General features: G+C 61.0%; 14 protein-coding genes and 2 pseudogenes. 15 read left to right on the top strand and 1 reads right to left on the bottom strand.

Annotated elements, in window-relative coordinates:
- Nucleotides 1-409 precede the first annotated feature (409 nt).
- Nucleotides 410-1439: pseudogene (locus ACVWYI_RS11620) on the top strand (IS110 family RNA-guided transposase).
- A gap of 309 nt (nt 1440-1748) precedes the next feature.
- On the opposite strand, the gene ACVWYI_RS11625 reads toward ACVWYI_RS11620, so the two are convergent.
- Nucleotides 1749-2162 carry a MarR family winged helix-turn-helix transcriptional regulator gene (locus tag ACVWYI_RS11625; RefSeq protein ID WP_456662042.1) on the bottom strand — a complete coding sequence of 138 codons (414 nt, stop codon included), beginning with the start codon at nt 2160-2162 and terminating at the stop codon, nt 1749-1751.
- Nucleotides 2163-2362: 200 nt separating this feature from the next.
- Here ACVWYI_RS11625 and ACVWYI_RS11630 point away from each other — a divergent pair, with 200 nt between their 5' ends.
- The 14 genes and pseudogenes from ACVWYI_RS11630 (at nt 2363) to ACVWYI_RS11695 (ending at nt 13378) form a co-directional block, all read left to right on the top strand.
- Nucleotides 2363-3226 (top strand): isocitrate lyase/PEP mutase family protein, encoded by an 864-nt coding sequence (locus ACVWYI_RS11630; protein ID WP_456662043.1) that lies wholly within the window; start codon nt 2363-2365, stop codon nt 3224-3226.
- Nucleotides 3223-3780, top strand: coding sequence for a cytochrome b (locus ACVWYI_RS11635; protein ID WP_456662044.1), 558 nt, complete (start codon nt 3223-3225; stop codon nt 3778-3780). Before ACVWYI_RS11630 ends, ACVWYI_RS11635 begins: the two co-directional genes overlap by 4 nt.
- 290 nt (nt 3781-4070) lie before the next feature.
- Nucleotides 4071-4352: a hypothetical protein gene (locus tag ACVWYI_RS11640; RefSeq protein ID WP_456662045.1), complete on the top strand. Its 282-nt coding sequence runs from the start codon at nt 4071-4073 to the stop codon at nt 4350-4352.
- A 218-nt stretch (nt 4353-4570) separates the two neighbouring features.
- Nucleotides 4571-5761, top strand: coding sequence for a multidrug effflux MFS transporter (locus ACVWYI_RS11645; protein WP_456662046.1), 1191 nt, complete (start codon nt 4571-4573; stop codon nt 5759-5761).
- A gap of 167 nt (nt 5762-5928) precedes the next feature.
- Nucleotides 5929-7284: a glycosyltransferase gene (locus tag ACVWYI_RS11650; protein ID WP_456662047.1), complete on the top strand. Its 1356-nt coding sequence runs from the start codon at nt 5929-5931 to the stop codon at nt 7282-7284.
- Nucleotides 7285-7445: 161 nt separating this feature from the next.
- Nucleotides 7446-8180, top strand: coding sequence for a c-type cytochrome (locus ACVWYI_RS11655; protein WP_456662048.1), 735 nt, complete (start codon nt 7446-7448; stop codon nt 8178-8180).
- Between the two features lie 8 nt (nt 8181-8188).
- Entirely contained in the window at nt 8189-8395 is a 207-nt protein-coding gene (locus ACVWYI_RS11660; protein ID WP_456662049.1) for a hypothetical protein, read from the top strand.
- 162 nt (nt 8396-8557) lie between these two features.
- Nucleotides 8558-9937 carry an FAD-binding oxidoreductase gene (locus ACVWYI_RS11665; protein WP_456662050.1) on the top strand — a complete coding sequence of 460 codons (1380 nt, stop codon included), beginning with the start codon at nt 8558-8560 and terminating at the stop codon, nt 9935-9937.
- Nucleotides 9938-9948: 11 nt separating this feature from the next.
- Complete coding sequence (locus tag ACVWYI_RS11670; RefSeq protein ID WP_456662051.1) at nt 9949-10080, top strand: hypothetical protein; 132 nt, start codon at nt 9949-9951, stop codon at nt 10078-10080.
- A 128-nt stretch (nt 10081-10208) separates the two neighbouring features.
- Nucleotides 10209-10609 (top strand): annotated as a pseudogene (locus tag ACVWYI_RS11675) (hypothetical protein).
- A gap of 219 nt (nt 10610-10828) precedes the next feature.
- Entirely contained in the window at nt 10829-11464 is a 636-nt protein-coding gene (locus tag ACVWYI_RS11680; protein ID WP_456662052.1) for an AraC-like ligand-binding domain-containing protein, read from the top strand.
- Nucleotides 11465-11579: 115 nt separating this feature from the next.
- Complete coding sequence (locus tag ACVWYI_RS11685; protein ID WP_456662053.1) at nt 11580-12305, top strand: response regulator; 726 nt, start codon at nt 11580-11582, stop codon at nt 12303-12305.
- Between the two features lie 114 nt (nt 12306-12419).
- Complete coding sequence (locus ACVWYI_RS11690) at nt 12420-12701, top strand: hypothetical protein (protein ID WP_456662054.1); 282 nt, start codon at nt 12420-12422, stop codon at nt 12699-12701.
- Complete coding sequence (locus ACVWYI_RS11695) at nt 12686-13378, top strand: hypothetical protein (RefSeq protein WP_456662055.1); 693 nt, start codon at nt 12686-12688, stop codon at nt 13376-13378. Before ACVWYI_RS11690 ends, ACVWYI_RS11695 begins: the two co-directional genes overlap by 16 nt.
- The last annotated feature ends 131 nt before the right edge of the window (nt 13379-13509 follow it).

Below are 13509 nucleotides of genomic sequence, written 5' to 3' on the forward strand. Positions count from 1 at the left end.
TCGAGTGTTTCGTTCTATGCGGAGCATCCGTGCCTCCAAACGCCGTGTTTCCGATCGAGGCGTTTCGAGTGAATCGTAATATGCCGCAACTTGGACGCATGTCTCCATCATACGTGAGTGAGGCGATCGACGCGTATGCACGATGGTTGTGGAAAGAGTGTTGGAATTTGATTGCGACGCCTTGGGCGCACTGGTGTCGCGAGCGGTTGATCAAGAAAGCCGTCGTTGCCCTGGAAGGCTTCGATGACCTGACCTTGCGCCGGATGGGAATTTGCCATCGGTCGCAGATAGAACAGACCGTAAGGTATTGCCGAGATTGCTGACGCGCCTGCATAAGTCCGCTTCTGATGCTGTGGACGGCTCTCCACCAGGAGTTCAATCTTGAGGGATTGATCAGTGGAGAACGGCGATGGAAGCAGCAGTGGTGATTGGTCTCGATCTCGCGAAGTCGGTCTTTCAAGTCCATGGTGGCGATGCAGCAAGGAAGGTCGTTATCCAGCGGCGCCTGACGCGTGGGGCGGTTGTTACAGTTTTTCACAAAGCAGCCCGCGTGCCTGGTCGGAATGGAAGCCTGTGCTGCGGCCCATCATTGGGCGCGTGAGCTGAGGAGGCTCGGGCATGAGGTGCGGTTGATGCCGCCCCGATATGTGAAGCCCTAGGTGAAGCGCCAAAAGAACGATCTGGCTGATGCGGAGGCGATCTGCGAGGCGGTCACACGACCGAGCATGCGCTTTGTGCCGATCAAGTCCTGCGAGCAGCAGGCAGTGATGGTGCTGCACCGGACCCGCTTAATGCTGATGCGTCAACGCACTCAGCTGTCCAATGCGATCCGGGGTCATATGGCGGAGTACGGGCTTGTTGCTGCGGCCGGTCGGATCGGCCTCCAGCATCTAATCTTGATCATCAGCGATGCGGATGATCGCCGAGTTCCGTCGATGGCCCGCACTTCCTTAATGATGTTGGTGCGCCAGCTTGATCTGGTGAATCGCCACGCGCTGGAGAATGACCGAGAGGTAAGAGCTAGTGCGCGGGCCAGCGATACCGGTCGCAAGCTGATGGAGATACCGGGCGTTGGACCAGTCGTTGCGAGCGCCGTGATAGCGTCCGTTCCCAATCCGTCGGCGTTCAAATGCGGCCGGGATCTGGCGGCGTGGATCGGGCTTGTGCCCCGACAAAACTCTAGTGGTGGCAAAGAACGGCTGAGCGGGATCACTAAGCAGGGCGATGGATATCTACGACAATTGCCGGTTGTAGGAGCGCTTGCCGTCATCCGACACGCGCAGCGCCATGGAACGAAGCGCAGCTGGTTGCTCCATCTTCTCGGTCGCCGGGCACCGAAGGTGGCGGCTGTCGCTCTGGCCAACAAGACCGCCAGGACGATCTGGGCGATCATGATGACAGGTGAATCCTATCGGGAGCCGATTGTGGCTGTGGCCTGACGGAGATTTGCGGCTTTGTGTTTGGGAAGGGCGATCGCGATGTAATGCACCAATCGGTTAATCCCGGAGCGGGAAAACCCATTTGCGCCACGGCGCCTTGAGCGCGTGCTTTTGGTCGGGACCTGCCTCAGCGGAAGGCATTATGGCCAGCGGCTAATGTGTGCCGCATAGACAGGCCGCACACATGGCCGCACCGACCGAAGTGCATTCCATCAAGAAAACTCTTGCCAACGGAGAGCCGTCCACACATGGCGCAAAGCCGCCATCTAAGCGGCGAGAAATTGGATCGGTCCTACGGAGTTCCGGTACTTATTTTCGGCTGCGCGGGATTGCCGCTTTTGGGTAAGCCATGATGCGGTCGAGCAAGTTCCCGGCCTTGATCAGGTCCGCGCGCTCGCTGGCTGTGAGGTATGCATCCATGGCTTCGGTGAGCCAGCGCTCGCCGCGGGTGCGGCTGTCGTCGAGAAATCGATGTCCGGCTGCACTGAGACGGAGCCTGAATTTGCGCCGGTCTTTGGTGTCTGGCCTGCGCACGATCAGCTTGCGTGCTTCGAGGGAACGTAGCGCGGCAGCAAGATTCGAAGAGCGCATGCCTTCATCGGCCGCGAGCACCGAAGGTGTGGCCGATTCGCCATGGCGGTCGATTGCACCCAGCACCAGCAGCCGCGCCCAGGATCGGTCGTCCGCGGTGGCTTCATGGCGCAACCGGCGGGAGACGCCCATCAACTGGCTTCGCAATATCGTGATGTTGCGCGTCGAACGTTGAATTCCCATATTACTATCGTGAAATAGCTATGAGTCGATAGCAATAGGGACGAACGGAATTCTGCCGAATGCTTCCGAGCAGAAGACGCTGCGGCGCTGCCCCTCTCCGCGCATACCGCGAGGGTCGCAGCCAGCTCAGAATAAGTCAGGAGATGACGATGACTTCCCGCACCCTGAGAACTTTGATCGAGGAAAAGCCGCTTGTGACCTGTCCCGGCGTCTTCGACCTGGTTTCCGCCAAGCTCGCCGATCGCACTAGGGCCGACGCGCTTTACATGACAGGCTATGGAGCGGTGGCGTCCTATCTCGGACTGCCTGACGCCGGTCTGGCGACCTACTCACAGATGCTTGATCGCGTGCAGGCTATCGCTCAAACCGGGTGCAAGCCGCTGATCGCCGATGGCGATACCGGTTACGGCGGCCTGCTGAACGTTCATCATACGGTCCGCGGCTACGAGAAGGCTGGGGCCGCAGCAATCCAGCTTGAAGATCAGCAGAGCCCCAAGAAATGCGGCCACACGCCGAACCGGCACGTGATCCCCGTCAAGGAAATGATCAACAAGCTGACGGTTGCGAGCGATGCGCGCTCGTCAAGAGACTTCCTGATCATCGCGCGCTCCGATGCCCGCACGCCGCTCGGCCTCGACGAGGCAATCCGCCGGGGCGAGGCCTATGCCAAAGCCGGGGCCGACATTATTTTCATCGAGAGTCCGGAATCGGAAGCAGAGATGCGAAAGATCGGATCAGCCCTGGACGTGCCGCTGGTCTCAAATCAGCTTCACGGGGGCCGGACTCCCATCCTCAGCCAGGATAAACTCAGGGAAATCGGTTACCGGATGGCGATTTATCCGACGGCGGGTCTGCTCGCCCCCGCTTATGCGCCGGACAATGTCTATGGTGCGCTGGTTGACGACAAGCCGGTACAGGCGCCGCTTTATGACTTCGACGAGTTCAGCTCGTTGATTGGTTTTCAGAAGGTGTGGGATTTCGAGAAGAAATACGCCGCCCTGGAAACGGATTGAACCGCGACGTGGCCGACCGCTCTGAAAACCCGCCGGAAGTCTATGACCGCACGACGATCACGCTGCACTGGGCCACCGCAATCCTCGTTGTAATCCAGTTTTTGATCGGCAGGACGACCAACTTTTTGCCACGTGGCCCGCTTCGGGTCGACATCTGGTCCGCGCATGTCCTGTTTGGATTTGCGCTTGCCAGCGTGGTGGTGTTGGGAATGCTTTGGCGCGCCACACGCTGCCATAGATTACCTCCACTTAATCGCGGCGTTCTCCACTTGATGGCGGTGGCGACGCACCGGTTGCTCGATCTGCTGCTGCTGGTCATGGTCGCGTCAGGCATCACCAATGTGTTTGCGCATGGTTTTCCGCTGTTCAACCTCTGGCACTTTCCGAAAGTCGGCAGTGAAGGATTCATGCACGGCGTCAATGCGTGGCACGGATTGCTCGCAAATATCATTGTTGCTGTGGTGCTGATTCATTCCGCAGCCGCGCTTTTCCATCACCATCTGATCAAGGACGGGGCTTTGCGCAGGATGTGGCCCACCTTGACTGAGCGGTGAAGGACGCTGTGCGAATGGAACAGATCGGACGCGACAACGGCGAGCCGGGTGAAGGTGACATAGCGCGGATGCTGCATGCAGTGGAGTGCGAACGCGTTGAACGATGACGCTATGGCCGCGCATCGTTCTTGACCGGATCGAATTCGGCTTGCCGTCGTGCTCCACGCTACGATTGTAAGCTTTCCCTGCCTCCGCAACATCTACCTGTAATCTCGTCCCTGCAAAGGTGAACGCCTCGGACCACACGTCGGCCACGTCGCGAACATGGCGCGCCCATATCAGGAGAGGTAATGATGCGAAACGTCATCAAAACGGTAGCAGTGCTGGCTTTGCTCGGCGGCCGCGCAGGCATGGCGCAGACGGTGGAAACGGCGAGATCGTCAGTAGGGCATCCGACTGCACTGGCGCCCTTGCGGCTGACGCAGAACACGCGATTGACCGTCGGTGCGCCGGTTGGCCATCGTCAGCCGCAAGCGCGCGACGTGCCGTCAGGGAACTCCGGCGATCTCGAGCGGCTCACTGAGGAGGACGCTAGAGTCGATCGCAAGCTCATTATCTGTCGCGGCTGTTGAGGTGATTGCGGCGCTAATAATGAACGGCGGCGCGTTCGCAAGACCGCGCCACGTATTACAACCGTAGCCGTTCGCGCCGCTTTCGAAGCCAAGGCGTAACCGGGATCCTCTGATCTTGACCGCTCCAACGCGGCGAGGGCTCTCGACGGCGCCGGCCCGCATCGAAGCTGTGTCGTTCAATCACAGGGATTGCATTGGTGCGCGTTCCGCCTACTTCGATGGCATTCACCTTGCTGCTCGGACTTCTCGTTGCGCTACCGTCCTTCGGTATCGACATGAGCCTGCCGGCACTCACGTCCGTGGGAGCCGCGCTCGGTGTCGCCCCGGAGCGCGCCGGCCTGATGATGAGTCTCTTCATGCTTGGATTCGCCGTCGCGCCGCTGTTCTACGGACCGGTGTCCGATCGATATGGTCGAAAACCAGTCGTGGTGTTCGCCTGCACGCTGTTCGCTATCGCCGGCATCGGCTGTGCCTTTGCCCGGTCGTTGCCAACGCTATTGGTATGGCGCGTCGTGCAGGGTGCCGGTGCCGGCGCCAGCATGACGATCACGTTGGCGATTGTCCGTGACCTGTTCGAGGGGCAGGCGGCGCGCACCCGGCTCTCCTATGTGGCGATCGCCACCATGGTCGTGCCCATGATAGCGCCGAGCGCAGGAGCTGCATTGCTTGCTGTCGGCGGATGGCGTGTCATCCATGCGGTACTTGCCGGGGTCGGTGTGTTGTTGCTGGTGGCCATTATGATCGGATTCACCGAGAGCGCGCGGCTGGATCCGGCAAACCGGCTGGTGCCGTCAGTGATTGCCCGCAATTATCTGAGGGCCCTGACGCATCCGCTGTGTCTCGGGTATATCCTGATCAACGCCGCCGCATTCGGGGCGCTGTTTGCCTATGTTAGCGGCTCCTCGCTGTTTCTGATCAACGTCGTGGGCCTGAGGCCCGGCCAGTTTGGCCTGGTGTTTGGGGCAACCTCGCTCGGAATCATGGCGGGTGCATTCCTCAACGGCCGGCTCAGCGCCCGGGGCGTCGCAACGTTCTATCCGTTGACGGTCGGCCTGGTCCTCGCGGCGGTCACCGCAACAGCTCTATTGCTGATGACGCTGGTCGGCTGGATGCCACTCGCTCCGGTCATATCGCTTCTGATCGTCGGCAACGTTGGCTTCGGACTGATCGCGCCGAACGCGATGCAGGGGGCGATGCAGCCCCTGCCCCAGATTGCCGGCACTGCCGGCGCCGCGACCGGCTGCATCCAGATGACGACGGGTGCCGTCGTCAGCGGGCTCGTCGCGATGCTTTATGATCAACACTCGGCGCTCTCGATGACCGCGCTCATGGCAGTGTGCTCGCTTGTCGCTCTTGGCGCCTATCTGCTGCTGGTCCGTCCTGCCGAGCGGGCGATTGTGCAGGCTTGAGCGCGGCCGCCTTCGCAAGGCCATCCCACATTGCAGCCGTAACCATTTTGCGCGGCCTTCGAAGTCCAGGCGTAATCGTGGAGCTGCAGCTTGTGTCCTGCTGAGCAAATCCATCGGAAGCCGTTCCGGATGGGCGACGCTTTCCAATAACTGGAGTCACAGGTCACATGAAAATCCTCTTTGCTTCGACCCCGGCCACCGGGCACCTCAATCCGCTGCTCGCGATTGGACGCTTTCTGATCGACGAGGGCCACGAGATCGCCATTCTATCGGGTAGCGCTCTGCGCAGCCCGATCGAACGCATCGGTGCGGCGTTTTACGCCTTTCCGGCCGGCGCTGACTTTGATTTGCGTGACTTCGCAACAGTGGCTCCCGAACTGAAAACCATTCCGCCCGGGCCGGAATGGTTTCGCGTGGCCATGGAGCGGGTGTTCGTCGATGCCATTCCCGCTCAACACAAGGGTATGCAGCAGGTGCTGCAGAAATTTGCGGCCGACATCGTTATCGGGGACGACATGCTGTTCGGGGTGTTGCCAATGCTGCTCGGGCCGCGATCGAAGCGGCCGCCGATCGCGCTGTGCGGCACGTCGTTCCTGCACTGGCGCCGCGACGACGGCGCGCCGCATTTTGTCGGCTTGCCGCCCGCCACCACGCAACAGGAGCGTGAGGATTACACCGCGATCTATCATGAGCATGATCGCCTCATCTATCAGCCGGTATCCGATCGCCTTAACAGATCGCTGCAGACTTTGGATGTCGGGCCGTTGTCGATGACCCTGTTTGATTCCGTCGTCGTGCTCGCCGATGCCTATCTGCAGCTGACCGCTCCGAGCTTCGAGTTTCCGCGCGCCTTTCCAGCCTCGGTGCATTTCGTCGGCCGGCCTCCGATCATTCCGGATCAGGCGCCGCTGCCGCCATGGGCCCATGAACTCGACGGCTCGCGCAAGGTGGTGCTGGTGACGCAGGGAACGCTGGCCAATCACAATTTCGGGCTGTTGATTGGGCCGACGCTGGCGGCACTCGCGGACGAGCCCGATCTGCTCGTCGTCGCCACCGCGGGCGGCCGTCCCGTCGACACCATCCCGGGTCCAATTCCGGCCAACGCGCGCCTTGCCCAATACCTGCCGTTCGAGTGGATACTGCCCAAGGCCGACGTATTCGTGACCAATGGCGGCTACGGCAGCGTCAATCAGGCGATGAGCTTTGGCATTCCGCTTGTCACAGCGGGGCTGACGGAAGACAAGGCCGACGTGAACGCACGCGTTGCCTGGTCTGGTGTCGGGATCGATCTGGCAACCAACGAGCCGACGCCTCAGGCGTTGCGTCATGCCGTTCGCACCGTGCTCGATCGTCCGGCCTATCGCAAACGGGCGTCGTCGATGGCCGACGAATTCGGCGGGATCGATACACGAGCCGAAGTTCTTCGGATCATCGGCGAGCTTGCGCATGCATCGAAGGAAGCGGTCGCACTGCAGGGCACCACGACAGTGGTCACTCGGCGCCGGCGTGTCGGCAGCCGTTAGGCTCGGACGTCGTTACCGCGGCTTCGTTACGGCTGTAACGCAAACGGGCCGGTATCGAAACCGCTTCGCATTTTTCCAGCCTTATGTCTCCGGGGGCGTCACCAAATTTGCGCGCCCTCGGATGACTGCGGCTGATCTATTTCAACTCTATTGGATGTGCCATGCTTGAATTGCTCACCTTGGCGATGTTGACCATCGTCGCCACACTGCTGGCCTGGTCGGGCCTTCGCGCCTGGCGGGCAAAGAACCGCTTCATGAAATGGGGTGGCACGAGCCTGGCGGCGCTATTGTCGACCGCTGTCACCTTGTTAAGCCTGGTCATGATCGTTGGACCATTCAAGCTGCATGCTCGGAGTGCCCCAGCGCCGATCACAAAAGTAGCAGGCACGCCTGAACAGATTCAGCGCGGAAAAGCGATCTCGGACGGCTTCTGCAGCGCTTGCCACTCAATGACCGGCACGCTCACGGGAGGCCTCGACATCGGCGAGCACTTTCCCATGCCTGTCGGGTCGTTCGTGTCCACCAACCTGACACCCGCCGGTCGACTGAGTCGCTGGACTGATGCCGACATCTTTCCGGCCATTCGCAACAGCGTTGACCCGGACGGCCGCTGGCTGATCATCATGTCCTACACCAATGCCGGAAAATTGAGCGATGATGATATACGCGCCGTCATCGCCTATATCCGCGGCGTGCCGGCCGCCGGCAAGTCAACCGACGACCAGCCGGACCATCTCAACCTGTTGGGTATCGCGATGCTGGGCGCAGGCATGCTACCGGGGGGAAAGCCGGTATCCATCGGCCCCATCACCGCACCGCCTGCGAGTCCGACATTGCAGTATGGCGAATACATCCTGCGTATCAGGATTGCCGCTCGTGCCATGGCGCGACGCTGACCGGCGGCGTGCCCGGTCAGCTTGGGCCGCTCGGGGCCGACCTCAATCTTGTGAAGGGACGGAAACTTGAGGAATTCGTCGCCACGATGCGCACCGGCGTTAATCCCGACGGACATGAACTCAGCAAGGAAATGCCGTGGCTGCCAATCGGAAGAATGAGCGATGAAGAGCTCAGCGCGGTCTGTGGGTACCTGACGCATTTGCCGAATTCCTGAAACGCCCTTGGTTCCATCGGAGAACATGACGTAACGCCTGACCGCGAAACCGCTCGATGCCTGCGCGCCCACGCCAGCTACAGATGTAACTACCGGGATCAGGAATGCCATCCGGTCGTAACCTGCTTCGACTGCAATGCCGACTCAAGAGGAGCCAAAGATATGGCAGACCTGATCGAAAGTACTTTCCGTTGGCTGGACCAACGGTTGTCCGGTCGCTTGTCGAGGCCGGGCGATGACCGCTACAGTGCCGCGACCTCGATCTGGGCAAAGCCGGTCGGTCCGATGCCGCGCGCGGTCGCGCACTGCCGCACAGCGCGAGACGTGCAGTCGGCGATCCGGACTGCCCGCGACTGCGATCTGCCGCTTTCGGTACGTGGCGGCGGTCACGATTGGGCCGGTCGCGCGTTGTGCGGCGGCGTCGCGATCGACCTGCCCGCGATGAACGATGTAACGTTGAGCCCCGACAATCGCTCCGCACGGATTTCGGGAGGCGCCCGCGCTTGGGACGCTTTCGCGGTGACCGATCCGCGCGGGCTTGCGGTGGTGACGGGCTCGTGCAGTTCCGTCGGCATGACCGGCCTGACGCTCGGTGGCGGTTACGGATCGCTGATCGGCCGCTTCGGGCTGGCGCTCGATAATCTGCTCGCCGCCGAGGTCGTGCTCGCGGACGGGCGCATCATCACGGCGAGCTTTCACAACGAAGAGGAACTGTTCTGGGCGTTGCGCGGCGGCGGCGGCAACTTTGGCGTGGTGACGGCGATGCAGCACCGGACGCACCATCTGCCCAGCGTCCGCTCAGGCATGCTGCTATTCCCGTTCGCCGAAGCCAGGGCGGTTCTCGAAGGTTGCATCGAGATCATGGCTGCCGCGCCCGAAGAACTAACGGTTCAACTCGGTCTCGTCGGTGCTCCTGATGGCTCTCTCCTCGTCATGGTGGTGCCGACGTGGTGCGGTCTGCCGGAGCAAGGCGAGGCGCGCCTGGCGCCGTTCCTTGGTCTTGTTGCGCTGGTCACCAGCGCCTTGACCACGACGGCCTATGGTGCCTCGCTCGCAATATTCGATCCGTTTTTCGCGATCGGACAGCGCGTGTTCATGGAGACGTGCTGGCTCCCCACGCTCGACAGCCAGGCTATCGACGTCTTCATTCGTGCGATGGCGACTGCGGCTTCACCGGGTTGCGCCATCATCACCCACGAGTTCCGGGGCGCCGCCTCGCGCGTGCCGGCGGCGGCGACCGCCTTCGGCCTTCGCCGCGATCATGTGCTGGTCGAGATCCTGGCATCCTTCACTGATCGGTCGGAGCCGGGTGACGAGCACTGGAATCGGCGGTGGGTGCAAGCTACGCGTCGGTCCTTTGATGGCATCGCGTTACCGGGCGGATATCCGAATTTGCTCGCGACTGGCGAGGTGGAACGCGCGGCAAAGAGCTACGGTAATGCCCACCGGCTGATCAAGGCCAAGCGGCACTACGATCCCGACAATACGTTCAACTCGGCCATTCCGCTGCGGGGCGGTCAGCACCTCTTGGCCGCCGAATAGGAGGACTAGCTATGGATGAGGAATTCGACGTTTCGATCGTTGGCGCTGGCCCGGTTGGGCCGTGGCTCGCCTGCGAGCTCGCGCTGCCGCCTAGACTCAACGTTGTTTGTCTGGTCAGCAAATCGCTGAAGACGGTGAGCTGATCGATGCTCGGCCGGCCGGGTCCGCGCATTTCAAATTCCTTGAACGTTATCCCCAGCCCTTTGCAGGTATTCTATATCAGCTTGTGTGGCTAGTTTTCAGCAACGCAATGGAAATGGAATTCTCGGCGATGCCGAAAGCGCTCGCGCTGCATTACTCGACCTACGGCCATATCGAAGCCTTGGCTCAGGCCATCGCGGAAGGTGTCAGATCCGCGGGCGCCGCCGCCGATATCAAGCGCGTGCCTGAGACGGCCCCGGAAGAGGTCGCCAAGGCCTGCCACTTCAAGCTCGACCAGGCGGCGCCGGTTGCCCGCATCGGAGATCTCATCGAATACGACGCAATCATCGTTGGCACCGGGACATCTTATGCGTGGGGAAAAGGTTGCCGGGGCCTTCACTTCGTCGGCGAGCCCGCATGGAGGGCAGGAAACCATGCGATGGTTCCCGTCAGGCGGGTGAGAACGAATTGGCGGCAGCCCGCCATCAGGGAGGGCTTGTCGCGCAAACGGCAAGGAAGCTGTTTGGCTGATATGTTTCAATTCTTCGATTTGCACATTGGAACCGCGATCGACCCGGTTCCACGACGCAGCCTTCTCGCAGAAGAGTCCAGCATGTGCAGCATGCGGTGTCGCAGAGTGATCACAAATCATCACGTCCCCGAGATTTCACCTCTTCGGACCGCAGAAAAGCGTAGTCGCAAGCTATACATAGCTCCATCGGACCGAAGCGCTCCAAGACAGAGACAATAATGCCTCAGAGCGACGATGCTGGCACGACGCCCCTGTTGAACTTCGAGGCGTGGAGAGCTTTGCTCCGATCGAACTGCGGCGGCGCGGTGGAAGTCACCGCCCCTGGCACCTTTGCTGGCTGGATGCGCCCATTGAGCGCATGCGGGTTTGAGGCGGCCTCAGTGAAGATCCAGTGGGGGTCCTGCGACCTCGGTTGCTTTGACCACCGGGTCGAACGGAGCTTCAGAGATGTTCGCTGCGACGGGGCAGACCATTACCTGGTTCTGTTTCAAGTCGCTGGGCAGTCGGCAATGACCCAGATCGCTCAGACGGCGGGCCTTTCTGTCGGCGATGTCGCGCTCATCGATACGGCGCGGCCGGTGACATATCTCTCTCGATTCAGAAGCACGCAGTGGCTAACGCTTCGGCTGCCGCGCAAATCGGTGCGGTCCCACCTTGGGATCGAGCCATTGGGTGGTGTCAGCAAGCGTATAACGCGCATTAGTCGTCTGCTCTTCGACCTCATTCGCGACGCCGATGAGGAATCAACGCCTGCTTCCGCCTATGCCGGAAAGGACAGCGGTGACGGTGCTGTGCGCGCTGGTACAAGAAAGAGTGCGCCCTCAGCACGCGACGTCCAATTTCGGACGTCGTAGATAGGATCAGCGTGGCCGCGGTTCGGGCAAGCGGGCCGGATACCAAATATTTGTCCGTCGAAATTTGATTGCAAAAGCACAGACTAGTGAACAAGAAAAGTTGAGAGATCAATTCATGCCTTCGGATGTTGGCCATATCGTTGTTGTTGATGATGATCCTGCGTTGCGGCGATTGGTGATCGCATATCTGGAAGATCACAATATCCCGACCAAGCCGGCCTCAAATCGAGCCGAACTCAATCGTCATCTGAGCGTGACCGTACCCAGCCTGATCATTCTGGATCTGCGACTCGGCCAGGACGACGGGCTGGATATGTTGCGGGAGATCCGATCATATTCGGACGTTCCGGTCATCATCACGACCGGCCATCGCCCCGAGGAGATTGACCGCATCGTTGGCCTCGAACTCGGTGCGGACGACTACATCGTCAAGCCGTTCAGCCTCAGGGAATTGCTTGCCCGGGTCCGTGCGGTCCTGAGGCGGCAGGAGATGGGACGCGTCGCACGCGCTCACAATCCCGAGCGGGGCGGATACCGGTTCGACGGCTGGCAAATCGAGCGGCGTGGCCGCAGGCTGCTTGATCCCAATGGGACGCCGGTCGCGCTGAGCAAGGGCGAGTATGCGTTGCTGTTGGCCTTTCTCGAAGCGGCGCAACGGCCGCTGTCACGCGAGCAGTTGTTGCAATCCACCCGGATGCATGAGGATATTTTTGATCGAAGCATCGATGTTCAGGTGTTGCGGCTACGGCGCAAGCTCGAGGTTGACCCGAGCGCGCCGCGCGTGATCCAGACCGAGCGCGGCATAGGCTATATTTTCGCATTGCCGGTCGAGCCGTTCTGAGCGCGATCGAAATTTGGCACCGCGCGGTTACGGTTGTAACCGAAATGTCTGCGCAGGTGATGATCCCGTAACTGGCGGCCATCAGAGTCTTCGTATCAGTTAACGGAGAGTCTCATGCTGAAGCGCCAGTTCTTTCCATTGCCGCCGTCGGTTACCCGCCGGGGAGCCGCTTTTACCGGCGGCATCGGGCCGCTTGCCAACGCCGCCGTCGCTGCTACGCAGCCAGCGAAGCGCACCGTCATCGGGCGGCATTCGAGGCTGACCATGCGATGGTTTGTCCACGTGCTCGCCAGGCTGGCGATCGCCGCGTCCTGCACAACCTCGGCAGCGGCGCTCGACACACGGGCCGCGCCCGCAAACAACCTTCCTTCACAAGCAGCTTGCTGGAGAATCTGATGTCGAATTCATCTCAGTCGGCGAACGCTATTCTCAGCAGGTACGGCGTTCCGGAACATCCGCCGCGCATCGGCGCGCGCGATGGCCACGGCTTTTTGCCCGAAGGATCGAAGCAGATTCCGGAGTCTTCGGAGACCGCCGTGAAATCGCTTCCGGCCACCAGGCCTGCAATGGGCCGGGCCGGCACGATCCGGCAGTCGGTGCTTTGGTTTTTCCTCGAAGGGTTTGCCCTCTATGGTGCTTCATTGCACTGGGTTGCAACGACCGCAGTAGCGGCAATCGCCAGCGAGGTTGATGCTTGGCAGCGCCAGAAGCCCGCCCGGAGCGAACGACAGAAATCTATTTCCCTCGTTTCGCCTGCTGCGAACGCCGGGACAACGATACTTGAGCGTGAAGACGCAATCGATCGCACTGCACTTGGAACCCGGTTGCCATCCACCGGAGATGGCTTCGCATCTCCTGCGCGCGAGGTCGACGGACACCGATTTGTCCACCCTGGCTGGCTGGTCACGATCTGGCGCGCCATCGTAAGCCGGCGGGCAAAGTGGCATCGCGAGCGGGAGATCAAGAAGGCGGTAGCCGCCTTGGCGGAATTCGACGATCGGACGCTGCGGGATGCGGGAATTCCCCATCAATCCCAGATCGAACAGATCGTGCGATATGGCCGGGACTACTGATCCAGCCAGCGGCGAGGTCGTGGACGTGGCCCATGCGCTGCAGGGGCTGCGTCCGCGTGAGCTTCACAATCTGCAAACAATTCCCATATGCCGGGAACGGAGGGGGGACCAAATCTGAGCGGAGTATGATT

Source organism: Bradyrhizobium sp. LB13.1 (assembly GCF_054056815.1).